Genomic DNA, 23,409 nt, shown 5'->3' with positions numbered 1-23,409 from the left:
AATGGCCATTAAAACCTCTGAACTAAATGCCCGTTTGTTTGGCAAGGCCGACAAGCGACGCGCAACCACTGCGCAAGAAGCGCAAAAAGCCGCTTCTGAAAAAGCGGCAGTGATTGAACTGTCTGTCGCAGGTGAGGCGACCGTCGAGTTTGAGTTGGTACGTGTTGCGTCGGCTGACGTCGTATCACGCACCTCAGTGTTTGCCGAGAATGCCCGTGAGCAGTCATTCCTGAACGAGCTCGCTCTGTCGGACATTTTGGTGACGTTGAAAGACCGTGGGCAGCAATACCCGGCTGTTGGTCGTTGGCTTGAAGGCAACAAGATTGAAGTGCTGGACGGTAGTCGCCGCCGTATGTCTTGTATCTTAGCGAATCAAGATTTTCTGGTTTACGTTGCCAAAGGCATCAACAGCAAGCATGCGAAGTTCCTGTCTGATGTTGCGAATGCACACAAACCATTGTCCCTTTTCGAACGTGGTAAAGAAATGCAAACCATGCTTGATCGTGGTGATGTGCTTGATCAGAAGGAATTGGCAAAAGTGTGCCAGTGCAGTGAAGCCTTGGTGAGTGGCGCGCTTAAAGCAGCGGCATTACCTCTGCCGCTCTTGCAAGCTTACCCAAGTGTAGGTGAGCTTGGCAGACCGACCATTGTGAAACTTCACCGTCTGTTTTTCTCTCTCACAGATGAAGAGCAAGCTGCGTTTCTGGCAAAACTCGATGAGTCTCCGGTTTGGCAGACTGTCGATGCTACTGGCGTGAGTCGTATTACTCGCGAAGTGACGCTGATTTTAGACCAGTGGTGTGACGCGTTGAAACCAAAAGCAGCTAAGCCTGAAGCGCCTTCTACAGAGCTTGTTAAAGGTCGAGCAACTTATCGTCGTAAAGGTGATTCGCTGGCGATCAATCTGAAAAAAATGAATGAAGAAGACGCAGCGGCGATACTCGAGTTTATCCAATCTCGCTTGGCGTAAGTTGCTATCTATTTTAATCAACGTGCCTTTTCGGCACGTTTTTTTTTGAATCCAGCGACGTTCCGGTATCATTAAAGCGTTATCGATAATGAATGGCGACGCCGTGGCTTCCGATCCTATCTCTACCCTACTCTCGTTGCACGCAATGGCTCAACGCTCTTATGTGCGCATCCCCATTTTTGTTCGAGGCGACACAGATTTCGTGTGTTCGTTGATGAATGTACTTCCTAAGGTCACATTGGTTAGTGATGAATGGGACTTCCCTTCTCGCTTTCTTTGGCGACAAGCAAAGCAGTTACTAGGACAAGAAACTCAAACACTCGCGCTGGATGTTCGCGAACAGATAGACGTTGAAAAGATCTGTGCCATCAGTGGGTGTATAAAAGGTGGTGAGTTACTTATCTTTATTGTGGGCGAAGAACAAGAAGCGGACATAAACGGCTCACGTTTTCGCGATCGCTTCCTGTCTTTTTCCTCACATGCTAACGCCGCAATGATCTGCCAATCTGGTTTTATTTCGATGCCTGCATGTCGACGCTCTGATCCGCGAGAAGGAGACGTGTATTCGAACAATGTAACCACCCACGAGCAGGGAAAAGCAATTGAAGCCATCAAGCATGTATTGTCTGGGCATCGCCGACGCCCTGCCTTGTTGGTGGCTGATCGTGGTCGAGGGAAATCATCTGCCATGGGGATCGCGGCAGCCAGTGTCATGCAAGAGGAAAGAAAGCGTCTGTTGGTGACCGCTCCAACCGTGGCAAATGTCGAAACACTGCTTCAGCATGCCGCTAACGCACCGTCAATACAACGCAAGGGAAAGTATGGGCTAGTAGCAGATAGTGGCAGTGAGCTGCTGTTTATTGCACCTGACGCTTTGCTTCAGGAAATGCCCGAATGTGACTTACTGCTCGTTGATGAGGCGGCGGCGATTCCGCTACCCATGCTCGACAAAATACTGGCACGCTATAGCCGTATTGTCTTTTCATCAACGGAACATGGCTATGAAGGAACGGGGCGAGGCTTCAGCACGCGTTTTCGAACCCTGCTGAATGCGAAAGCGAAAGGATGGAAAGAAGTTCGCTTGGAAACACCAGTGCGTTGGGCGGCGGGTGATTTACTTGAAGCATGGCTATTTGCGACGTTCTTGTTTGATGCAGAGCCCATTTTGCCAAAAGATAACTGCGAGTTAGTAATCCGAGAGATTTCTCAACGAGAGCTTTCCAGCGATGAAAAACTACTGCGGCAAGTGTTTGCGTTGCTGGTGAGTGCGCATTATCAAACCTCACCGAATGATTTGGTGCAATTGCTTGATGGCGAAAATCAAACAGTGCTGGTTGCCTTTTTAGATGATACAGCCGTCGGGGTTATCGTCGCGCAAAGGGAAGGTGGTTTTGAGCAGACTCTGGCCCAAGCTGTGGTTGACGGTCAGCGTCGTATTCGTGGTCATCTATTGGCTCAAAGTTTAGCAACACACACGGGAACGCTCGAAGTTCTCACCAATGATCTGTTTCGTATTACGCGTGTCGCGGTTCTTCCCTCTTGCCGGCAGCAAGGGATCGGACACGCACTTGTCGCCGCGACCGAGCGCGTAGCCACTGAAAAAGATATCTCCATTGTTGGAACCAGCTTTGGGGTGAACAGCGAGCTCTGGCAGTTTTGGTCCTCAATGGCGTATCTCCCCGCCCGTTTGGGTGTGCAGCGTGATGCGGCCAGTGGTACCTACTCTCTGCAATTGATCAAACCGCTCGGTCAAGCACCCATGTGGCTGCGTGATGTTGACGCCCTTTTCAGTATCAATTTCCCGTATCAACTAAACGAACAGTTTTCAGATATGGACCCTACTCTCGTATCGCGGCTTCTGGTTTCATTAACAAATGTTCAGTCTCCTGACCCTAGAGCACTGAAGCAAGTTGCCCTTTTTGCCAGTGGTGCACTAGGTTATGATCTGGTGGCTGGAAGCCTTTGGGTGTGGTCTGTTCATTGGCTTGCAACGAGAGAGCCTCATGATAGGGAACTGGAAGCATGCAATGCTCTGATTGCTCGTGTTCTTCAACGGCGTTCTTGGCATGAAGTCGCAACCGCTTTCGGCTACCAAGGGCGAAAAGAGACAGAAATGGCAATTCGTAAATGGATAGCAGTGCAACTCGACAAGAAAAAGGAGATTGAATGAAATTTATCGCCGATACCCACACCCATACACTGGCAAGTGGTCATGCCTATAGCACGGTGATAGAAAATGCGCAGGCTGCAGCCAAAGCTGGGCTGCTGTATATGTGCGTCACCGATCACGCGAGTAAAATGCCAGGCGCACCGCACCATTGGCACTTCGTCAATCAACGTGTGTTACCTGACCATCTGAGCGGCGTAAGACTGTTACGCGGTGTCGAAGCCAATATTCTCAATGCTGATGGTGAACTGGATATGCCAATCTATGTTTACGGCGATTTGGAATGGGTGAATGCGAGTCTGCATGAAGCTGTGTTTCCTGCCACAGATTTGAAATCTCACACTCAAGCGATTATCAATGCGATGAAATCAGAGCGAGTCGATGCAATCGCACATTCCGGGAATCCGTCTTACCCGATTGATGCTGAAGCTGTGGTGCGCGAAGCTGCAAATTGTGGTGTGGCGATTGAACTGAACAACTCGTCGTTAAATGGGTCGAGAAAGGGCAGTGAACCGAATTGTTTAACGATTGCTGCAATGGCGAAAGAATATGGTGCATGGATTACCACGGGTTCTGACGCTCATTTTGCAAATAATGTTGGCGACCTAGCCAGCGTTGCGGACTTGATAAAAACAGTAGGGTTGTCGAAAGACCAGATCATTAGCAGCGACGTCACTCTGTTTGAGGAGTATATTTCCAAGCGTCAGTCAATCAGAAGAAAATGCGTCTCGCAAAGTATCAAACGTTAACCAATTTACACTGTAAAACTGACGCCGATGATAAGAAAATAATAATTTGCGTGTCTAACTTTCAATACGAACAGTGTAATGAAACGCTAATATAATCAAAGTTTGCTGCTAGACAACTTGTTGGGTGGTGGGTAGAGGCCAGTATGACAAAAGAATATGAAAAACTGTGCAATGTGCTAATTGAAAAATCTGGCGGTGAAAGTGAGTGCAAGCGATTTCAAGAACGCGTTGAATTGGGAAATGGCGGTATTCACGCGCGGTTGCATCTCGCGCCACATCATACTGATATTGAACATGAAGAAAGTGAATTTGGATATCGTGTGATTATCCGCGACGTCAGCCGAAGTGGTTTGGGCTTAGTGGCAGATGAAGATATCGATCTCGATGCTGCTTGTTTTCTCAACGTAGCAGATGTGCCGCAATTGAAAGGCAGCCTTGTTTATCGCAATAGTGATGAACAAGGCAAGTTTCGCTATGGCTTTAGTTTAGACGAATGGCTATCGGATGAAACACACCATACGTTGTCACCGTAGCAATAAAACGAAGTTGTTATTAATAAGTAACTTACTGATTTAAAAAGCACACTTACACAGTGTGCTTTTTTTATGTTTGAATTCCGTTGATTAATCCGTGTTCTGTTGCAGCAGAATGACTAAAACTCTCTATAATTCATTTATATGACATGCGTATCCTAATTGAGTCGTTTGTTATTTTTTTAATGCGATCTGATTCTAACTTGGCTGTAGAGGTGATTCTTTCTGAGTGTTTCATCTTGGTACAATAGTAATGTGATGTGAGTTCGCGTTTTTAATGTTCTAGTTTAGGGGATTACATGCTGCAGCAGCTTTTGCGGCTCTCAAATGATGGTCGTAGGGTTTACATGACCGTAGTACCAAAGGCAGAAGAAGATGCGCCCCGTATTGAGAAAAAACATATTGTTGACTGGCTCAAAGAGAATAATGTAGCCAGCTTTTTTCGTTTCGACGAAACAATAGATTCCATTCTTGCCAAGATGAATACATCGAGTGATGAATGGAAAGGGGAGCCTGATGATGTCGTCGTTGCTGAACGTCGTGATGCGACAGTGAGCGCACGCTTTGACGATCAAAAAATGACAGCCTTTTTGCGTGTTAATGGCGCCTGCGGTGGTAATCCAATCAAGGGTAATGATCTGCTTTCTTCGTTGAAGAAGGAGCAGATAGTGCGTGGCGTTAAAAAACAAACCTTACAAAAGCTACTCACGGCGTCATCCCGCCTCAAACCTGGTGAGTACTTGGAAGTACCCATTGCCGCAGGTAAGTGGCCTACCCCTGGGGATGATTCAAAGCTCGCTTACCTTGTTCAAGACAGCAAAGCGAGAGTTCTAAGGCCGCAGCAGCGAGATGATGGCACGGTTGATATGCGTGATCTTGGTAAGATGATTACGGTTCAAGAAGGCCAGCCGCTAGCAAAACGTATTCCCTCAACAAAAGGTATTGAGGGCTTTCGTGTGACTGGGGAAATACTGCCGACAACACCGGGTAAAGAAATTCCACTCAAACTTTATCCTGGAAGTAAATACAGCCCCAATGACGAGAATGTTATCGTTTCAGATGTCGCTGGTATGCCCATTTTGCATCCAGACGGGGTGGAAGTAGATAACGCTCTCTGTATGAAGTCGGTAACGGTTGCTACGGGCCACGTTGATTTCGAGGGAAGCGTTGTTATTAATGGCGATGTGAACTCGGGCATGAAAGTTCAAGCCACAGGCTCTATTACTGTGGGTGGCGTTGTGGAATCTGGGATACTGGAAGCAGGGGGTGACATTGTCATTCACAACGGCATTTTGGGTCGACAATTTCAATCTGATAAGGACATCACGACCGTTATTAAAGCAAAAGGCTCAGTGGTCGCGAAATTTGCTCAGTATGCAAGAATTGAAGCGAAGGAAGACATCACGATCAGTCAGCACGCGATGCATTGCATCACGACCACGGATGGTAGCCTCTTCATTTGTGATCAGACGAAGCGTACTGGCACATTGACGGGCGGTAAGCACGTTGCTGCAGGTGGTGTGCAGGTGGTGACCTTAGGTGCTGCATCTGGCGTGCACACCTATATCCATGCTTTCACGGGACTAACAGAGTTGATGCAGGGCACGCTAAATCTGTCAAAAGAACTCGATCATGAGCATGAGCAATTGATGAAAGTGAAAGATGCGGAAATGAAGCTACTTCAACAACCTGCAAACAAGCGACCTGACGAGCTAATCGAACGTTTATCATGGACTAAGACCCACCACTTTGAGCGTATTGCTGAAATCAAGTCCTTAATGGACAGCAGTGCGTCAGAGCTCAATTCGTTATACCGCCGTTATTCTATTGAAGTGCTCAAGAACAGCTTTGCTGGGGCTCATTGCCAAATTGGCGATACCTCCATCGATCTGGTTAATGAGTATGGCTCATGTAAAATGGTCACCAACGGTAAGGAAATCAAAATTGAGCCACTCTAGGGGATTGTCTTTACCGTCATTTACACTGTAAATATCTTTTGAAGGAATCTGAAGGAAAGTTGAATAGACTGAAGATGGATTCAAAGCAGATAAATTGAAAAAAAGCACCGCTTGGTGCTTTTTTTGATCGTGTGGTATTGCAATGGACGTTAACCGGTTTTCTGAATTTTTCCGTCTTTCAATGCTTGAAGCACCGCGATCTTTGAACCGTCGGCCACGATACTCCCTTGTTCAATGACGATAATGCGATCCACGATATCCAGCATACCTGTTTTATGGGTATTGATAATCAAAGTCTCGTCGCGACGCAAAGAGCCAAGTTGCTGTTTGATGTACTGCTCAGAGCGATTATCCATGGCACTGGTCGGCTCATCCATCATAAGAACAGGAGGGCGACCTAGCATGGCACGCGCCAACGCGATGGCTTGACGTTGACCGCCAGACAACTGATTGCCGCCTTCGCCAACCTGACGCTCCAAGCCGGCTGGATCTCGCTGGGTAAAGGTTGTCACGCCAGCTCGGTTTGCTGCATCCAATATGTCCCTGTCACTAGCCAGTGGACGTCCTAATGTAATGTTGTCTCTAATCGACCCAAAGAACAGAACAGGATCTTGTGGAACGCAGCCTATATTGCGTCGTATGTCGATGTTATGGATTTGGGTGATATCTGTGTCATCAATACGCACTGAGCCTGCTGTGGGGCGATACAGGCCCATCAGCAAGCGACTGAGCGTTGTTTTACCAGAGCCGATACGTCCGATTATCGCAATCTTCTCGCCCGGCAGTATGCTCAAGGAGATATCACGCAGAGCCGCCACTTCTGAATTGGGGTAGTTGAAGTTAACACGGTCAAATTCAATTTTGCCTCGGATGATAGGGCGATGAATGTAACGCTGTCCTTCTTCTTGCTCAGAGGGCATTTCCATCAACTGATTGATGATCGCCATGGCGGATCGGGCTTGGTTGTAACGGGTCGAAAGTAAGGAAAGCTGAACCATGGGGCCAACAGCGCGAGAACTCAGCATGGTAGCCGCAATCAAACCACCCATGGTGAGATCGCCATTGGCAATCAAATACACACCAAACACAATCATGGCGACGCTGACAAACTGCTGGATAAAGCCAGCGGCATTTTGAACCGAGTCTGTCAGTCTGCGTGTTTTGATGCCCCAATTGGCCATATGAGCGACAGCTTCTTCCCAGCGATATTGAAACTGACTTTCTGCTCCAAACAATTTGATGGTTTCAAGACCAGCAAGGCTTTCAATCAAGTTGGCATTTTTTTGTGATGAAAGACGAGAACCTTCCTCAATGGTGTGACGAAGTGGCTTTTGAATGATCATGGCATGCACCACAAGCACCAGCACGGCGATAATAGGCACTGCAACCAGTGGCCCCGCGACTATCCAAATAATAAACAGGAAGAAAAACGCAAAGGGCAAGTCTATCAACGCCGACACGGAGGCTGAGGTGAAAAAATCCCGTATCGATTCGAACTCTTGCATGTGTCTGGCAAATGCGCCGACAGACGGAGGACGTGCCTCCATGCGAATACCCATCACCTTTTGAAAAATACGCGCAGAGATGAGTAGGTCCGATTTTTTACCGGAAATATCGATAAAGTAACTACGAAGCATCTTAAGCACTAAATCGAAAATAAAGATAACGAACACGCCACTGGCGAGAACCCAAAGAGAATCAAAGGCGAGGTTAGGGACAATTTTATCGTAAACGATGCGAGAGAAAAGGGGGGTTGCAATCGCAAAGGCATTGATGAAAATCGAGGCGATCAAAACGTCTCTGTAAATCGACCTCGATTCCCACAGCGTACTCCAAAACCAGTGTCCAGTGCGTTCCTTTAATATTTCAGGCGAACGCTCATCGTACCGAAAGCGCTTTTTGAGCAGAAACACCCGACCAAGGTACTCTTCTTCAAGATCGGATATTTGTACGAGGTTAGATGTGGTTTCAGTATGAGGGGCAACAATTTCTGCTTCCCCTTTCTCTTGGTCAATACCAAGCAATACACAGGCTTCGTTGCCTTTGAGCAACAAAATGCACGGGCATAGCAATGATGAGAGATCATTCAGCCCCATTCTTGTTTCTTTGGCATCAATTCCCGCCCGCTCTGCTGCCCGCGGAAAAAGGAAGGGTGCCAAATACCCATCAGATATCGGTAAGCCTGACACAAGTGCATCAGGCGAGTTTGATTGACCGAAATAACGGCTGACGTATACCAAAGATTGCAAGAGCGGGTCTTTAACCATGATTCTCTATTTTCTTCTCGAAGATGAAGCCTTGGAAACCGTTAACAAACAGCTCGGAGAGCTTGTTTAGCTGTGCTTCAGTTTCCACACGAGTTGCAATGGTGGTGATGTTCAAGTTATGCGCTGTCCGGCATATTGAGGCGAGCACATGGCTTTGCGCTTCGTCGTCAAGGTTGCTCGTGTAGGCAAAGTCGATTTTTACGTATGAAGGCTTGAACTTATTGAGGTAATCCAGTGATTGGAAATTGCGACCGTAGTTGTCGACACCAAATCCAAAGTTGAAGCGATGCGCTTGCTCCGTCAATAAACTCACGTGATCGGGGAAGCGAACGAATACACTTTCTGGTATTTCGAAGAACAGACGGCCCGCCAAATTACGGTGTTTTTGCATGGTCGTACTGATCCAACGAATGAACGAGGCGTTAGTGACGCTATTTTGGGTTAAGTTGATAGCGATAGGGCCAAGTTCTGGTTCATCGAGTAAGCGCTCTATCATGTGATTGACGACATAGCGGTCAAATGATTCACCCAACTCTAGCTGCTCCACGGCGCCCAGGAAGTGTGCAGCCCCATAGTAATCTTCGCCTTTTTCAATTGCGGAAAAGACTTCCTGATGGATAACGTTCTGGTCGCTAGTTGATGCAGATTGCAACTTAAACACAAACCAGTCGTGTGCGATGGCATCCAAAATAAGGGATTTCCATTGCTGTTTACCCATAGACGAATCGTTTGCAGTTTGGTCTATCATCGAAATGGGATGAGCGGGTGAATTTCGCGCCTGAGAAAGGGCATTATCCACTTGGGCAAGCAATACACTCGGGTCGCGGTTCACCGAGTTATTGACCGCAAGGCCGATGGCCACTTTCGGTGGACTAATACCCATTGGGTCATGCTGCATGTCATTGACGATGGCCAAAAGGCTTTCACCGATCATCATCAAATCTTCACTGCTGCAATTGGGTGCCAGAATCGCAAACTCATCTTTTGAAATGCGAGATGCCGTGAAGTCCGCGTCGTTAATGGTGGTGTTAAGTTTTTTAGCAAACTGAGTAACGATCGTATCACCTTGCGCAAACCCTTGGTTTTGGTAGGTATCCGTGATCAAATCCACCTTCGCCATCACCAAACCACCAACTGCAGATTCGGCTAGCCAAGATTTCAGCTGCCCTACAAAGAAGCTGCGATTACCTAGACCAGACACTGTGTCTCGGTACGCGTGCTCTCTCAGTCTGTCTGCCTCTTTTGCTTGTTGCTCAAAATAGGCTTCTAACTGGCTGCTCATCTGGTTGATCGCTTTCACAACGGTTCTAAGTTCTGTTGTTGGCGGCAGTGGAATCGGTTCGCCAAACTTGTTGCGTGCGATTTCTTTCGCGCGGCTTGTGATCGTCGCAAGCGGGCGTAATGAACGACTAAGCTGAATGGCAATGATCAACATGGCGACGACAAATAGCGCGCCAATCCAGACTCCAAGCTGGATGGTTGAGTGCCACATTTCTCGGTAAGCATAGCCAGGGTGAGATACGACTCTGACCTCGGCGAGCTGAAGCCAACCGCTAGTAAAGGTGCGTTCTTCCGTGATGACAGGGAAAAGATCGAGCGCAATATACCAATTTGGAACGCCTTCTACTGTCACGGGATATTCGCGAATAATTTCGCTACCGTCAGAGAGCATTTTGAGGCGAACCTCTTGATAGAAACCACCATCAAAGAGGGCATTGATAACAGATTCGGTGGCAACTTTGTCATCGTCTTCTAAATACGGTGCAAGCGCCAGCCCCATCGAGTTGATTGTGTTGTTTACCTCAGCGGATTGCTGAGTCAGCAGGAAGTTACGTGTGGTGTTTAATTCAATGCCCGTCACCGCTAGAATTAGCAGGAAGAATATTGCCAACATCCATGTAAACAATTGCCGGTATAAAGTCATAGACGTTTATCCATCATAGTTTTTGATCGGTCTGTTTAGCTTGACAGTTCCCATACGCGCTCTGAGATCGTTCCACAATCCCAAGCGCGAAGATTTACCCGCAAGCTCACCTTTACCGCGTTCTTTCATGAGCCACAGCCTGCTACCGTTAAAACTGTATACAGGAAGTAGATCTCGTCGTTTCGACGCCTTTTTAATTTCAGGATCAATATTATCGAGCAGGACCGGCTCTGCTGAGGCCGAGGGATAATAAGCAACAACCATATGAAATTGGTTGAGTTTTATGGCCTTTACGTAAACAAGCCTTAATTTCTTATCGTCTATCCCAAGTTCTCTTAATGTGAAGTATTTCGCGATGCTAAAGTCTTCACAATCACCCGCCGCGCTACCCAAAAATTCGAGTGGCGTTGCCCAGTAGTCCTTCTTTCCCCAGAGGTCGATATCGTTGACAAAATAGAGCTGGTTGAAAAAATTGTTCACAGCGGCTAATTTCTCCTGCTCGGAGAGATTCGCCGAGTTGGCAACCACGTTTCGCCATGCTGTTACACGCTTACCAGCTCTATCGCCATAAAAACTTGCCACTTTATCAACCCATTGAGTATCTGAGTCGCTCAGCGCAAATGTCATGATCGACGGCAGAAGGAACAATAAAAACAGCGATGCCCGCTTATGCATCAGACAATCTCAAAAGCTATTGTTCCCGACGGGTAAAGATAGTCCATGCTTCTTTAATATCTCCTTTCAATCCTTTAACCCTTCCAACGACACGGCGATTAACGAGTTGCGTTGTTTCCGTGCTATCAGGCAGCATTAAATCGCCTTCACCTAAACCAAGGATAGTGATGCGTTTGGCGTCTACGCCTCTTTCAATAAGTTGTGCTTGTACAGCTTGTGCACGTCGGACAGATAACGCTGAATTGTAGTCATCAGACCCAATTGAGCTTGTATGTCCTTGAAGTTCAAGAGAGGTTTCAGGGTAGAGCTTAAGGAATTCCGTCATTTTGTCCAGCGCTTCTAGGTAAGCAGGTTCGACAATTGCAGCGTCGTTAGCAAACTGAATTCTTAGTGAATTGTCACTTTCATTCAAAAGGTATGTTGGGCAGCCATCATTATCGATGACAGCAACACGCGGTGTGTCATCACAGTAATCGCGAGCGTTGATAACGCCATCATTGTCGGCATCGAGTAAATCTGAACGTTGCTCAGCGAGGGGAGGCGCGTCTGCGGAAATAGAGCAACCGCTGAGGGCCAATAGAATGCTGCTGAAAAGCAAAACGTGTTTCATGAATCAACCTTCTTTATCTATGACAGGTTCAAGCCACTCTTCCGGAACATCAACGCGAAGGGCGTCGAGTAAACTCCCCATGCTATTGAGTACGCGGTACTTGGCGGTGATATGCGCATAGTGAGCGTCTAGGTATGAGCGACGAGCCTCGAACAATTCGTTCTCGGTATTCAACAGATCAAGCAATGTTCTTCGGCCAATTCGAAACTGCTTCTCGTAAGCGATCACGGTTTCGGACGCCGCATCAACATGTTGTGCGAGATAATTCTTCTGTTGTTCCGTCAACTGATACGCGCTCCACGCGAGACGGGTACTTTCACCTAAGAGACGTGATGCGTTGTCGAACACGTCTTTGGATTTATTGAGCTGATAAGCGCTGCGACGTACGTCGGCCATGTCGCTGCCGCCGTTGTAAATGTTAAAACGCAAACGCAACATGGCACTGAATTCGTTGACATCCTCTTCAACACCGTTGGCATCATTACTCCAATTTTGACTCGCCTCAATGGAAAGTGTAGGGGAAAGGTTGCCTTTGTTTTGTCTGTATTGTGCTCTTGCGGCATCAATATCGTAGGTTGCTAGCCTGATCACAGGATTGCTGGCGTAAGCAACCTCTAGCGCTTCTGCTTGGTTCTGAGGCATGAACAGGGCATCGACTTCAGGATCGACAGGTGCTTCTAAGTTTACGCCAACCAGACGGAAAAACGTGGTGTGAGCGTCATCAAGATTACTTCTGGCTGCCAGCATATTGGTGATTGAGCGGGCAACACGGGCTTGCACTTGAGACAAGTCAGCGGTGGAACCAATTCCGGACTCTGCTCGACGTTCAATATCGGATAGCATTTTCTCATGCACTTTAACGTTGGCCTCAGACAGCGACAATAGCTGCTTGGCGAGTAATACCGCGACATAGGCTTCAGTCACTCTCAATGACTTGTCTTGGGCATCAGAAAGTAGCTGATAGCGTTGAGCTTCTGCTTCGAATTCAGTGCGCTCGATGTTGTTGAGCGTTTTCCCATCCCAAATTAGCTGCGTAAGGCTGATGTTTGCATCTTTACGATTGAAATCTTTTTCGCCGCTGGCTTGGGTTGAACTGTTGTCGATGTGCTCGAAACCATAGCCCGCATTGACGTTGATGTCCGGCAAGTATTCTCCTTGCGCAGAGTCAATGCTTTCGCGGTTGCTCATAAAATCATTAAAAGCACTTTTCAATTCGGGATCGGTTGCAATCGTCGTGGCAACGGCTTCCTCGACAGACATTGACCAAGCAGGTGTGCACAATGCACTCACGGCTGAAGCAATAAGTAACTTTTTCCAATTCAAAACACATTCCCCTATAAATGACTGAACACTCAGTCCAACAGTTTTGTGATCAGCTTATTCTCGAAGTGCTGATTTCTGAGCTTGTAATATTGGTTTTAGTAAGTAATCAAGAACGCTGCGCTTTCCTGTAATGATGTCTGTTGATGCCGTCATTCCAGGAATGATCGGTAGCTCCTCTCCTTCACCGATATTGTTCGATTCGGTGCGGATTTTGACGAGATAAAAGCTGTTGCCTTCTTCGTCTTGAATGGTATCGGCACTGATGGTTTCTAGCACTCCCGTTAGGCCACCATAAACAGTGAAATCATAAGCACTGAATTTTACGATTGCCTCTAAGCCCGGACGGAGAAATGCGATGTCTTGTGGGGCGATTTTGGCCTCAATCAATAAATTGTCTTCACTGGGAACGATTTCCACCAAATCCATGCCGGGTTGGATAACACCGCCAACCGTATTGACGTGGAGTTTTTTAATCGTGCCATCCACAGGGCTCAGCACCACGGTACGTTCGACTCGGTCGGCCAGCGTGACGCGGGTTTCTGTCATTGCGAGTAGTTTGTCTTCTACATCATTTAAACGCTCTTGTTGTTCGCCACGAAACTGGAGTGCGACATCAATGTGTTTGAACACCATTTCCTGAAGTGAAGAAGACAGTGAGGGCACAGAAAGCTCAGCAGAAGAAAGCTCTCTTTTTGTGTCATTCACTTGGCGCTGAAGTTTCAATAAGTCAATCTGAGGGACCACGCCTTCATCGGCGAGCGGTTTCGTGATGTTGTATTCCTCTCGGGCGTAGCTATAGCTTTGCTTGAGGTTTTGAACCCGTGATTTTACTTCAATCAGTTCTTGTTCTTTTTGACGTATTTGTTGAGAGGTCACTGATAACTGGTTTTGAAGATTATTGAGCTTTTCTCTGTATTCAGCACGCTGACGAGAAACTACAGAGGGGTGCTCTTCTTCGAACAAAGGGTCAAACACCAGCGGTGTACGAGGAAGCGTGACAGCCTGTTGCCAGCTGTCAATATCGGTGTTGGGGTTAACGACGACCGAATCAACCAAAGAACGAAGCGTAATCGAATCGCCCTGCAAGCTGGTGAGCTCTTGGACACGCTCACGGAAATCAGATCGGAACATGGTGTCATCAATTAACAGTAGTTGTTGCCCTTTGGTGACCACATCGCCTTCACGTATCAGCAGTTCTTTGACTAAACCGCCTTCAAGGTTTTGTACAACTTGCAACTGAGACGAAGGGATAACCTTGCCTTGACCGACGGTAACCTTATCGAGTTCTGCAAATGATGCCCAAACGACACTAATGGAGAGAAATAGCGCGATCACCCACAATAATACCCTTGCGCTTTTAGGCGTAGAGAGCAAAAGTGCAGCGGTTTTGTCATCTATGTAATCGAGGTGTTCGCTGGCTGGCAGTGTGGACCCAGATTTATCGCGTTTTTTCATTGTTTTCCCATTGGTAAAATGACTGAAACTTACTAATTAAGAGTAGTTTAACTATTGGATTCTCACGAATTTGAATCAGTCTACAGATAGAGACCTTTCTCAATGCTCTTATCGATGAGAATGTTGAGATTAATGTGAATGTCAGGAATGATGCGGGGTGCAGGGAAAAACAGGGCTGGAATCAGCCCTTGAAGTTTTCTTTATCTAAATCGTATTTTTTGAGTTTCTCGTAAAGGGTTTTTCGTGCTAGTCCTAGCTCAGTTTGCACTTCTTTGAGCATGCCATTGTGTCGATTGAGCGCATCAAAAAGTATCGCGCGTTCAACCTTTTGCATCCGCTCACCTAATGAATCATGCTCTTTTTCGTGAGCGCTTCGACTATCTTGATCCAACGATTGCTCACCCATCAATACCCAACGTTCAGCAAAGGTTCTGAGTTCGCGAACATTGCCATGCCATGGGTGGTTCATGAGCATGGTTTTGTGTTCGGCATCCAAATTCGGCGGAGCAATACCAAAACGTGACGCTGTAGTGCGAAAAAAGTTTTGGCAAAGGCTAATGATGTCGTCGCCTCGCTGCCTTAGTGGCGGGAAATCGAGGGTTGTCTTAGATAATGTGTTAAACAAAGACTGAGAAAACATATTTTGTTTAACGCTGTTATGCAGATCAACCCGGGTTGAGGCAATAATTCGCGGTCGATCTGGCGCAGACAGTAAAATGGCAACTTTGTCCTGCACACTGGGAGGGAGTGCCTCAATACCATCGAGAAACAGCGTTCCTTTCCCTGCTGCCGCAATTTTGCTGTTTTTGTAAGTAGGTAATGTGGAAAATGGGCTTTGCTCAGTGCCGAATAATTCGATGTCCATTAAGGTTTCGGGGATCTGCCGGCATTTAAATGAAATAAACGGTTCATCCTGTCGATTTCCATGGTCGTGAATGAAGCGCGCCGAAAGCTCTTTGCCAGTGCCTCGTTCTCCTTGCAACAAGAGATCGTTGGATTGATCTTTTAAATGGAAAATTGAACGCCTCAACTGTTTGATTAATTCATTGTTGCCAAGAATCCGTGGGCCGGGCGCGCTTTGTGTTTCGAGCTCTCGCTTCAATTCGCGGTTTTCGATCACTAGACGACGCTTTTCAATGCCACGACGAAGCACATCTAATAAGTGATCCGTTGAAAAAGGCTTTTCAAGGAAGTCGTACGCACCTTTTCGCATTGCAGAAACGGCGGTAGAGATATCGCCATGGCCCGTTAACATGACAACGGATAGCTCAGGGTCGATCGCTTGTGCCTTGGTTAGAAATGTCATGCCGTCCATGATTGGCATGTTGATGTCTGAAACAATAACGCCTTCGAAAGTGCTCGTAAGTAGGGTTAATGCTTCTGTCGCAGAAGCAAAGGCGCGGGATTGAAACCCTTCAATGTCCAATGTCTGACTTAATGCATCTCGGATTGATCGTTCGTCATCGATAATCCATATTTCGGGTGTCATGTCCGTGTGTCTCCGTCGTAAAGCCGTTGTAGATTGACAATAAACTCTGCACCACCTGAAGCATGGTCTCGTACCTGCAAGCTGCCGCCAAATCCTTCGACAATTCGACGGCAAATGGTGAGACCTAGGCCAAGTCCTTCTTTCTTCGTGGTGTAAAAAGGCGCAAAAATCTGTTTCTTGGTGTTGTTATCCATACCTGGGCCGTTATCCCACACGCAAAGTGACACGCGATCGAGATGAGTGTGGATGGTGATGCCGATTTGCGCCGCAGGCGTATTGGCAACCGATTGAGAGGCATTGCTTAAAAGGTTAAGTACCACCTGTTCGAGTTGAACGGTATCTGCATTAACCTGAAGCCCTTGTTCGGGTACCTGACAGTCAATATGAATGCCCTTCTTATTGAAGCTGGCTTCAGACAGCTTGATGGATGCCGTGACCACATCATCAATCGATGCACGAGATTTGCTGCTCTGGTTCTGTTTGCGCGCAAAGATCTTAAAGCGCGCCACAATATCTGCCACGAGACCAATTAGCTCATTTAACGTGTTTAGATTAGTGCTGACAGCATCATAGCGTTCTTTTTGCATTAATTTGATGCTGTTTTCTGTGTAAGTGCGCATGGCCGCTAGCGGCTGATTGATTTCATGATTAATGCTGGCCGACATTTCACCTAGCATGGCAAGTTTCGCCGCTTGGATAAGCTCAGATTCCGTTTGACGCAAAGCGTGTTGGGCTTCTTCGTATTGTTGAATACTCTGTCGAAGCGCTGAGTTCGTTTCTTCTAGACTCGCTGTCCGAGAGGCCACCTTCTGTTCCAATTCATCATTAAGGAGGGCGAGCTTTCTCTGGGTTTTAACGGTTTGCAGCCAAGCGGTGATCACCAAAATGAGCAGTCCGTAGAACGTAGCAAACAGTAACGTTGCCTGAAGCACCACGGGCCAAATATTGCTGGTAGGAATGAACCCGTAGATCCGCCACCCTGCGCTCCCCAAAGAAGTGCTTGAAAGTAGAACACTTTCTCTGTCCTTCTCCTTAATACCCAGTGACAGTGCCGACAGCGGTTTTATCGCGTCTAAATCTTGGTAGTCAGTGAGGCTGCTAAGCGACGAATCACCATAACGACGTGACGCGCGAATCGCACTTTTTTGATTCTCGGTAAGTATCGACAGAGATTGGTAGAGCCATTCATCACGGGAGCTATAAAACACGACGCCAAGGGGATCGGCGATAAGGTAGTCAAACGCCTGCTGGTCCCAAATACGGTCAATGATTGAGAGGTCGACTTTGAGTGTCAGAACGCCTGTGATGGTCTCTCCATCCCAGATTGGGTACGAAAAATAATAGCCGCGCTTATCTGACACTACGCCCAATGCGTAGTATCGTCCTTTGTTCCCTTCCATGGCTTGCTGGTAGTAAGGACGATAATTATAGTTGTAGCCGACAAAGCTACTTTCTTGCTGATGATTGCTTGAAGCGATGGTTAACCCGTTGCGATCCATCACGTAAATGACATCGCTGTTTAAACGTGCATTCCAATCCGCCAGCAGTTGGTTGGTGTCAGTCAGAAGACGCGTGCTTTTGGGTACGCGCAATAGCCGTTTTAGACGTGGGTCGGCAGAGAGAACGACGGGGATCTCGCTGTATCGTGCTAACTCAGCCGCAAGTTTCTCCTGCAGTTGGTAGACATCTCTTTTGATGTCCGTGTCAAAACGTTTTTCGATAGCGTTGTAAGTGAACACCGCAACCAAAGTGGTCAAAAGCACGCCAATAATAGTAACTAGGGTTATAAAGACACGTCGGCGCATAGCATCCCTGCTCAAAGAAGTGATAATGGGTTGAGTGACTCAGCTTGTTTAGGGAGAGATACCTGAACATGTCCCTATGCTAGAAATTCTCTTGAGAAAAGAGACAAGCCACATCAAAATGGCGAAAACAAAAAATCGGAGCACCACAATGGATTTGTATGATATTCGAAGAGAATATAACCAAGGCGGTTTGAGACGCAAAGACCTGCCTGAAAACCCTGTTCAATTCTTTGAACATTGGCTCAAACAAGCCATTGACGCGAAGCTTCCCGACCCGACGGCAATGACCGTCGCTACCGTTGATCAAGACGGTCAGCCTTTTCAGCGAATCGTGTTGCTAAAACATGTGGATGATGGTGGTTTTGTGTTTTACACCAACCTCGGCAGCCGCAAGGCGAAGCAATTGGCTGACAATGCACGTATTAGTTTGCATTTCCCTTGGCATCCGCTGGAGCGTCAGGTTCATATTACCGGCACCGCTGAAAAACTGAGCAAGCTTGAGGTAATGAAGTACTTCTTGTCTCGTCCGAAAGAGAGTCAACTGGCTGCATGGGCGAGCCGTCAAAGTGAGCGTATTACTGCGCGTACCGCGCTGGAAAGTAAGTACATGGAGCTGAAGCAGCAGTTCGATAAAGGTGAAGTTCCTGTCCCTACATTTTGGGGTGGTTTTCGCGTGAAGCCATCTTCCATGGAGTTTTGGCAAGGTGGTGAGCATCGTCTGCACGATAGGTTTATCTACCAAGACGAACATGATGGTCATTGGGACATAGAGCGCTTAGCGCCTTAAGCCCCCTCTTTCGCTTACAAGGTCAATGTCGCCAGCTAAAAGGCACAAAGCGGACATGTAAAAAGCAGCGAAAGCTGCTTTTTTTGTGGGTGACGTTGCCCTTGTTTTGACTGTCTGTCAATAATTCAGTCTATTCCGAAATCACCAATGCCATTTGCTGTTTCAAAAGCGAATTAGGGATGCAAAAGCCAACTCCGCACTCAAGGGCCTTATCGACCAACTCTGTTTTGCTTGAAGCGCCCATTTTGATCCTCAGATTTGCAAAGTGGTTTTCGACTGTTTTTACCGACACCCCTAACACCTTGGCGATGAGCTGCGGTTTTTTGCCATAAAGGTGCAGGAAAAGCACTTCTGATTCTCTTGTTGTGAGAGATGGGAGCGGCTTATGTGTGTTCGTTAGTGGTGCATTTGGTGGGCAGGGAGACTCGTGGCCAATGGCATTACAAATCCATTGTCCGACTTCCAGGATGGCACTGTTATTGATGGCCTGACCGTGAAACAACGTGCCTTTGATCTTGCCGTTGTCGTCATACCAAGGAACCTTGGTAAAGACATGCGCGTGCCACTGACCGTTCGGGTAAGGATGAATGTTAAGCACCCGCATGCAGCGGCCAGTTTGCATCACCTGTTTGTCTTGTTGCTGGAAGGTGTTCGCATAGGCTGACAAGGCTGCAGGCATGTCGAAATCTGTTTTTCCTATGAGCGCATCGGGAGATGTTGCTCCGACAAGATCAGCAAACTCCTGATTGACATGTACAAACAAAGAGTCTGTGTTTTTGCATCCCCAGCAGCCGGGCATATGCTCAAATACAGCGGTAAGTGGTGGGTGAGAAGATATATTCATAGCACGACTTGGTGAACACCTTAACTTACATTGTATTGTAATGGTTTGCAGTTTTTTGGCAATGTATCATAATTTAGGCGTTTAAGGCGAAAAAAAACCGGCTCGTAGAAAGCCGGTAAAAACAAGAGTTCCGCTCATGACAAGCGTCGTCCTGTATGACGTGTAGAAGAGACCATGTACGCTCGAGTATCTGGGTAAATGTGTCGAGGGTGCATGGGTCACCGAGGTAAATTTCAGTGATTAAACAGCATCATACTGCAATATGTACTGCTCAGGCGTCACTATACTCAGATGCTAGAAAATCGGGCAGGGGGGGAATGTACTAGTTTGTAATTTATTGATGAAATTGTTTTTTATTGGGGATATAGATCTCGATTTTTTTGCCTTGTCTTCTATGCATTGTTGCGGAATTTCTGATGAAAAAAACCCGTCATATTATGTGACGGGCTTTAAGGGACTGAATCAGTGATCGGTGGACAAACTAGATGTTTCTGACCACACGGAAACCTAGATAGTTGGCGCTTAGGTCAGATTTCAGCTCTAAACGTTCAGCAACACGCGCACTGCTTGGTGAAAAGCTCCAAGCGCCGCCGCGAGCGACGGGTGTCTGACTTTCAGCCCACTCCCACACATTACCTGCTGTATCATAAACACCGAATGGGTTTGCTGGGAAGCTGGCAACGGGTGATGTGCTTTTGTTTGACCAACTCGTACCACTCCAACCCGTATTGGCATTGCCAACACCGATGTCGTTGCCCCACCAGAAATCTGAAGCACTACCTGCTCGGGCAGCAACTTCCCATTGAACTTCTGAAGGCAACTTGTAATCGTGGCCGGTTTGTTTGCTCAGCCATTTCGAATAGGCAAGTGCATCGTCACGGGTAATGCACACAACAGGTGCATTATCTGCTTGGTCAAAGCCTGGCTTGCGCCAGTTATGGTTCAGAAGCTGTTTAGGCTCACCGTTCACGAGAGAAGTACAACCCTGACCCTCCTCGGCTTCTGTGACATAACCTGTCGCAGCGACAAACTCTCCAAATTGTTTCACTGTTACGGGAGTCGCAGCAATGGAAAAAGGTTGGTCGACAACCACAGGCTGTTTGGCTTCAAAGCCTACGTTGTATTGGCCTGCACCAATAACCACCATTTTAGGGGCCTGCCGATTGTTCGAGAGTTTGTCAGCGAATTGCTTTCCCGGTTTAGGACGGTTCTCCTGTTCTCTGAGGCTTGCCCAAACGACAGAATCTTTATTCATGTACATTTGACGGCTGTAAGGTTCGAAGCCAGGCTTTTCAACAGTTAGCTGATGCTGACCCGCTGGAAGCATGATTTCGACAGGGGTTGATCCGTAAGTTACGCCATTGATGGTGACGTTGTCTTCAAAGCGGTTTGAACGGATTTTTACATTTACCCAGCGTTTTGCTTGCTGTTTTGGCGTCGCTTTTGCTGATGTGAAAGATTTCTCCACACAATAACGCTCAGCAAAATCGAGGAGCTTACAGGCTGCATTTTCATCTGGCTGGCTTCGCATTTCAGCTTGCATGCGAGTGATGTAACGGTTGTTACCGCTAAAACCACTATCAACCACGTTACTGTTCATCACATGAATGTTGAACGACACGCGGTTAGCATTGAGCTTGGCAGTCGATGATTCCGTGACTTTGTCTAGCACGTGTGATTGGAACGTATTCACCGCTTTTTGCATCGTCAGGGTTTTACCCTGATTCGAACATGCTGCTAGCGTCATGGATTCGCTACACGTAATGGTGTGAACCACTTCGATAGTATCGGCAAAGGTCAGTTCTTGACGAAGACGCTTCACGCGCGCTTCTTTTTTCGACTCTTGCAGATTGTCGAGTGCGCTTACCAATAATTGCTTCTGGCGATTTTCGCCTTCAACAATGCGGGTTTGCTCCGCAACAAGTTGGTCATTTTCAAGCGTTGCAGTTTGATTCTCTTTCACGGCTTTCCATGCCGATTGATAGTCATCTTTATACTGCGTAAGGTCGGTATCCGGATTTTCAATTAGGCGACGGAATTGTTCGTCAAGACGCTCTTGCGCCATTGTCCGTCTTTTCTCTAGTTCGATCGCTTTACTTGCTAATGACTCACGCTCTGCGAGTAAAGCATCCAGTTTGTCTCTTTGCGTCTGGAGGTTTTCAGCGTGTATGCCAATTTCACTTCTTTTGTCTGCTAGCTTCTGTTCCAGAGCAACGACCGGGTCACTGGTTGCTACATTGGCGTCATTGGCAAGCGATTGACCACTAAGAAGTATCGGCGATAACGCGAATACTAACGCGGTGATGCGATTACTTTTCATATGTCCCTTGCTTATTCTCAGAATTTCAATAGAAAAGCTTTGTCCCAAATAGCTAGATTAACACGTAAATGTTATTTAGCTCGTCCATGGTACTAATTATTTGATGCTTATCGTTATTAATCAATATCTATATTTTGATAAATAACTCAATAAATTTACTCACATTTGTCATGCGCCAAAAAATAGTGAGCGCGAATGCCTTGGTGAGAATGAAAATATGATAAACATTGACACCCAATTAATATTTAACGCCATATTTTTGACGATCTGTTGGAGAATATGAATTACGCGGTCTGCTTAACAGTACGATGAAATATAAAAGATCATTTTTCATCGGAACGATGATCATGGTTTGATCATGTGCAAGAAACATCGAAAGCATGATCAAGCGATATTATGACTGCCGAATCGTGCCTGAAATTTATTATTCTTATTTTTATCAATGATATAGGTTTATCTTTGTGGCTGGTTCATCGGTGGGTTGGCGGATGTTTCTTTGATCTTAGGCGTGCTTTTGTTGAGATCATGCACAAAATTGCAGTTGAAATGACATCGCCCGTAGTTTGACCATCTCTTGATCATCTTTCCGGTTCGATTTTACTTCTTGTTTTCAGGGATAGCGTGGCAGAATGGGAAGCAGTTAAGTCATCTATCATTAAACCTATGGCATCTGAATTGAAGCACTCACAAGTTATGGCGTTACCTAATCATCCGTCGCTGCACGCGCACGACTACCGTCAGGTGGTGATTGGGCTACAAGGCCAAACGGAGTTCGAGCTTTCTGGGCGCGGCAGTCTTGTTGGGCCGGGTCAAGGATGCCTAGTGTCAGAGTCTGAGCTTCACGCATTTTCTGGGCGTGGTCACAATGAAATTTTGGTGATCAATTTGCCAGATGCGGTGTTGATGGGCGAACTGAACATGAAACAGAAGGTTGATACCTTGTTTCAGCGCGATGCGTATTTTCAGTTGGACAGCCAAGCTCAGGTATTGGTGAAAGCCCTGACCGCTGAAATGGTGGCCAATCCCGATGATAGGTTGTTGGGGCGTGCGTGCGCAGACACCTTGCTTTGTGTGATGGAGCGACATTTCCGCGACCAACTCGCGCCACGTCGTCAGGGGCATCGCCTGAACATGGACATTATTGACCTCTACATTCGCAAACATATCAGCCGCAAGATCAGCGTGGCGCAAATGGCAGGCTCAGTGTTTCTGGCGGAAAGCCAGTTTCATCAGCTTTTCAGAGCGCAAGTAGGCGTGACGCCGCATCAATACGTTTTGCAAAAACGCTTCGAGCTTGCACAAGAGCTGCTTTGTACCAGCGAACTTAACCTTACCCAAATATCTGATAGCTGTGGGTTCTCCTCCCAGAGCGGCTTTACTTCTGCATTTTCGAGATATTTCGGCATGTCGCCATCTCGCTTCCGCCAGCAACACTGATCTAAGTCATTAAACCTTAAAGAAATTGTTGTGACTCAATAGAGTTAGCGGTTCTCTGTTTGTTAATCATCGGAGTTTTTTGCAATAATGCCGCAG

At 47.0% G+C, this 23,409-nt stretch carries 17 protein-coding genes; 7 read left to right on the top strand and 10 right to left on the bottom strand.

Annotation, left to right across the window (positions count from 1 at the left end; translation table 11 throughout):
- The first annotated feature begins 1 nt into the window (after position 1).
- From AB8599_RS18600 to AB8599_RS18580, 5 genes are all read left to right on the top strand, one after another.
- A complete protein-coding gene (locus tag AB8599_RS18600) occupies positions 2 to 970 on the top strand; it encodes a ParB/RepB/Spo0J family partition protein (RefSeq protein WP_407334388.1) in 969 nt (322 codons plus the stop codon).
- 88 nt (positions 971 to 1,058) lie between these two features.
- On the top strand, positions 1,059 to 3,140 hold the full coding sequence (locus AB8599_RS18595; protein WP_407334387.1) for a GNAT family N-acetyltransferase: 2,082 nt from the start codon (positions 1,059 to 1,061) through the stop codon (positions 3,138 to 3,140).
- Complete coding sequence (locus tag AB8599_RS18590; RefSeq protein ID WP_407334386.1) at positions 3,137 to 3,886, top strand: phosphatase; 750 nt, start codon at positions 3,137 to 3,139, stop codon at positions 3,884 to 3,886. Before AB8599_RS18595 ends, AB8599_RS18590 begins: the two co-directional genes overlap by 4 nt.
- Before the next feature lie 143 nt (positions 3,887 to 4,029).
- Positions 4,030 to 4,419 carry a PilZ domain-containing protein gene (locus tag AB8599_RS18585; protein ID WP_407334385.1) on the top strand — a complete coding sequence of 130 codons (390 nt, stop codon included), beginning with the start codon at positions 4,030 to 4,032 and terminating at the stop codon, positions 4,417 to 4,419.
- Between the two features lie 347 nt (positions 4,420 to 4,766).
- Positions 4,767 to 6,377, top strand: a complete 1,611-nt coding sequence (locus AB8599_RS18580) for a DUF342 domain-containing protein (protein ID WP_407334384.1) — start codon at positions 4,767 to 4,769, stop codon at positions 6,375 to 6,377.
- Positions 6,378 to 6,526: 149 nt separating this feature from the next.
- Here AB8599_RS18580 and AB8599_RS18575 read toward each other — a convergent pair whose 3' ends face one another.
- The 8 genes from AB8599_RS18575 to AB8599_RS18540 all read right to left on the bottom strand — a co-directional run bounded on the left by AB8599_RS18575 (position 6,527) and on the right by AB8599_RS18540 (position 17,925).
- Positions 6,527 to 8,644: a type I secretion system permease/ATPase gene (locus AB8599_RS18575; protein ID WP_407334383.1), complete on the bottom strand. Its 2,118-nt coding sequence runs from the start codon at positions 8,642 to 8,644 to the stop codon at positions 6,527 to 6,529.
- Positions 8,637 to 10,568, bottom strand: coding sequence for an EAL domain-containing protein (locus AB8599_RS18570; protein ID WP_407334382.1), 1,932 nt, complete (start codon positions 10,566 to 10,568; stop codon positions 8,637 to 8,639). The genes AB8599_RS18575 and AB8599_RS18570 overlap by 8 nt, the downstream gene beginning before the upstream one ends.
- A 6-nt stretch (positions 10,569 to 10,574) precedes the next feature.
- Positions 10,575 to 11,243 carry a transglutaminase-like cysteine peptidase gene (locus AB8599_RS18565; protein WP_407334381.1) on the bottom strand — a complete coding sequence of 223 codons (669 nt, stop codon included), beginning with the start codon at positions 11,241 to 11,243 and terminating at the stop codon, positions 10,575 to 10,577.
- Positions 11,244 to 11,259: 16 nt separating this feature from the next.
- Positions 11,260 to 11,853 (bottom strand): OmpA family protein, encoded by a 594-nt coding sequence (locus AB8599_RS18560; RefSeq protein ID WP_407334380.1) that lies wholly within the window; start codon positions 11,851 to 11,853, stop codon positions 11,260 to 11,262.
- A 3-nt stretch (positions 11,854 to 11,856) separates the two neighbouring features.
- Positions 11,857 to 13,176: a TolC family outer membrane protein gene (locus AB8599_RS18555; RefSeq protein ID WP_407334379.1), complete on the bottom strand. Its 1,320-nt coding sequence runs from the start codon at positions 13,174 to 13,176 to the stop codon at positions 11,857 to 11,859.
- Between the two features lie 54 nt (positions 13,177 to 13,230).
- The gene (locus tag AB8599_RS18550) at positions 13,231 to 14,631 is read right to left on the bottom strand and encodes an HlyD family type I secretion periplasmic adaptor subunit (RefSeq protein ID WP_407334378.1); all 1,401 of its coding nucleotides are present in this window, start codon (positions 14,629 to 14,631) and stop codon (positions 13,231 to 13,233) included.
- A 181-nt stretch (positions 14,632 to 14,812) separates the two neighbouring features.
- Positions 14,813 to 16,120, bottom strand: coding sequence for a sigma-54-dependent transcriptional regulator (locus AB8599_RS18545; protein WP_407334377.1), 1,308 nt, complete (start codon positions 16,118 to 16,120; stop codon positions 14,813 to 14,815).
- Complete coding sequence (locus AB8599_RS18540) at positions 16,117 to 17,925, bottom strand: ATP-binding protein (RefSeq protein WP_407334376.1); 1,809 nt, start codon at positions 17,923 to 17,925, stop codon at positions 16,117 to 16,119. The genes AB8599_RS18545 and AB8599_RS18540 overlap by 4 nt, the downstream gene beginning before the upstream one ends.
- A gap of 148 nt (positions 17,926 to 18,073) precedes the next feature.
- On the opposite strand from AB8599_RS18540, the gene pdxH reads away from it, so the two are divergent.
- The gene (gene pdxH, locus AB8599_RS18535; protein ID WP_407334375.1) at positions 18,074 to 18,712 is read left to right on the top strand and encodes a pyridoxamine 5'-phosphate oxidase; all 639 of its coding nucleotides are present in this window, start codon (positions 18,074 to 18,076) and stop codon (positions 18,710 to 18,712) included.
- A 130-nt stretch (positions 18,713 to 18,842) separates the two neighbouring features.
- Here pdxH and AB8599_RS18530 read toward each other — a convergent pair whose 3' ends face one another.
- Both AB8599_RS18530 and AB8599_RS18525 read right to left on the bottom strand, forming a co-directional pair.
- On the bottom strand, positions 18,843 to 19,556 hold the full coding sequence (locus tag AB8599_RS18530) for a PAS domain-containing protein (RefSeq protein ID WP_407334374.1): 714 nt from the start codon (positions 19,554 to 19,556) through the stop codon (positions 18,843 to 18,845).
- Positions 19,557 to 20,037: 481 nt separating this feature from the next.
- On the bottom strand, positions 20,038 to 21,876 hold the full coding sequence (locus tag AB8599_RS18525) for an SUMF1/EgtB/PvdO family nonheme iron enzyme (RefSeq protein ID WP_407334373.1): 1,839 nt from the start codon (positions 21,874 to 21,876) through the stop codon (positions 20,038 to 20,040).
- A gap of 663 nt (positions 21,877 to 22,539) precedes the next feature.
- Here AB8599_RS18525 and AB8599_RS18520 point away from each other — a divergent pair.
- A complete protein-coding gene (locus tag AB8599_RS18520; RefSeq protein WP_407334432.1) occupies positions 22,540 to 23,313 on the top strand; it encodes a helix-turn-helix domain-containing protein in 774 nt (257 codons plus the stop codon).
- Positions 23,314 to 23,409: the final 96 nt, after the last annotated feature.

Source organism: Enterovibrio litoreus, from assembly GCF_045679545.1.
Classification (GTDB): domain Bacteria; phylum Pseudomonadota; class Gammaproteobacteria; order Enterobacterales; family Vibrionaceae; genus Enterovibrio.
The sequence above is the reverse complement of the archived record's forward strand: the minus strand, read 5'-3'. Positions and strand labels throughout refer to the sequence as shown.

Excerpts from the sequence above, each read along its gene's own strand:
- AB8599_RS18600 (WP_407334388.1), top strand. The coding sequence starts at position 2 with ATGGCCATTAAAACCTCTGAACTAAATGCCCGTTTGTTTGGCAAGGCC.
- AB8599_RS18595 (WP_407334387.1), top strand. The coding sequence starts at position 1,059 with ATGAATGGCGACGCCGTGGCTTCCGATCCTATCTCTACCCTACTCTCG.
- AB8599_RS18590 (WP_407334386.1), top strand. The coding sequence starts at position 3,137 with ATGAAATTTATCGCCGATACCCACACCCATACACTGGCAAGTGGTCAT.
- AB8599_RS18585 (WP_407334385.1), top strand. The coding sequence starts at position 4,030 with ATGACAAAAGAATATGAAAAACTGTGCAATGTGCTAATTGAAAAATCT.
- AB8599_RS18580 (WP_407334384.1), top strand. The coding sequence starts at position 4,767 with ATGACCGTAGTACCAAAGGCAGAAGAAGATGCGCCCCGTATTGAGAAA.
- AB8599_RS18575 (WP_407334383.1), bottom strand. The coding sequence starts at position 8,644 with ATGGTTAAAGACCCGCTCTTGCAATCTTTGGTATACGTCAGCCGTTAT.
- AB8599_RS18570 (WP_407334382.1), bottom strand. The coding sequence starts at position 10,568 with ATGACTTTATACCGGCAATTGTTTACATGGATGTTGGCAATATTCTTC.
- AB8599_RS18565 (WP_407334381.1), bottom strand. The coding sequence starts at position 11,243 with ATGCATAAGCGGGCATCGCTGTTTTTATTGTTCCTTCTGCCGTCGATC.
- AB8599_RS18560 (WP_407334380.1), bottom strand. The coding sequence starts at position 11,853 with ATGAAACACGTTTTGCTTTTCAGCAGCATTCTATTGGCCCTCAGCGGT.
- AB8599_RS18550 (WP_407334378.1), bottom strand. The coding sequence starts at position 14,631 with ATGAAAAAACGCGATAAATCTGGGTCCACACTGCCAGCCAGCGAACAC.
- AB8599_RS18545 (WP_407334377.1), bottom strand. The coding sequence starts at position 16,120 with ATGACACCCGAAATATGGATTATCGATGACGAACGATCAATCCGAGAT.
- AB8599_RS18540 (WP_407334376.1), bottom strand. The coding sequence starts at position 17,925 with ATGCGCCGACGTGTCTTTATAACCCTAGTTACTATTATTGGCGTGCTT.
- pdxH (WP_407334375.1), top strand. The coding sequence starts at position 18,074 with ATGGATTTGTATGATATTCGAAGAGAATATAACCAAGGCGGTTTGAGA.
- AB8599_RS18530 (WP_407334374.1), bottom strand. The coding sequence starts at position 19,556 with ATGAATATATCTTCTCACCCACCACTTACCGCTGTATTTGAGCATATG.
- AB8599_RS18525 (WP_407334373.1), bottom strand. The coding sequence starts at position 21,876 with ATGAAAAGTAATCGCATCACCGCGTTAGTATTCGCGTTATCGCCGATA.
- AB8599_RS18520 (WP_407334432.1), top strand. The coding sequence starts at position 22,540 with ATGGCATCTGAATTGAAGCACTCACAAGTTATGGCGTTACCTAATCAT.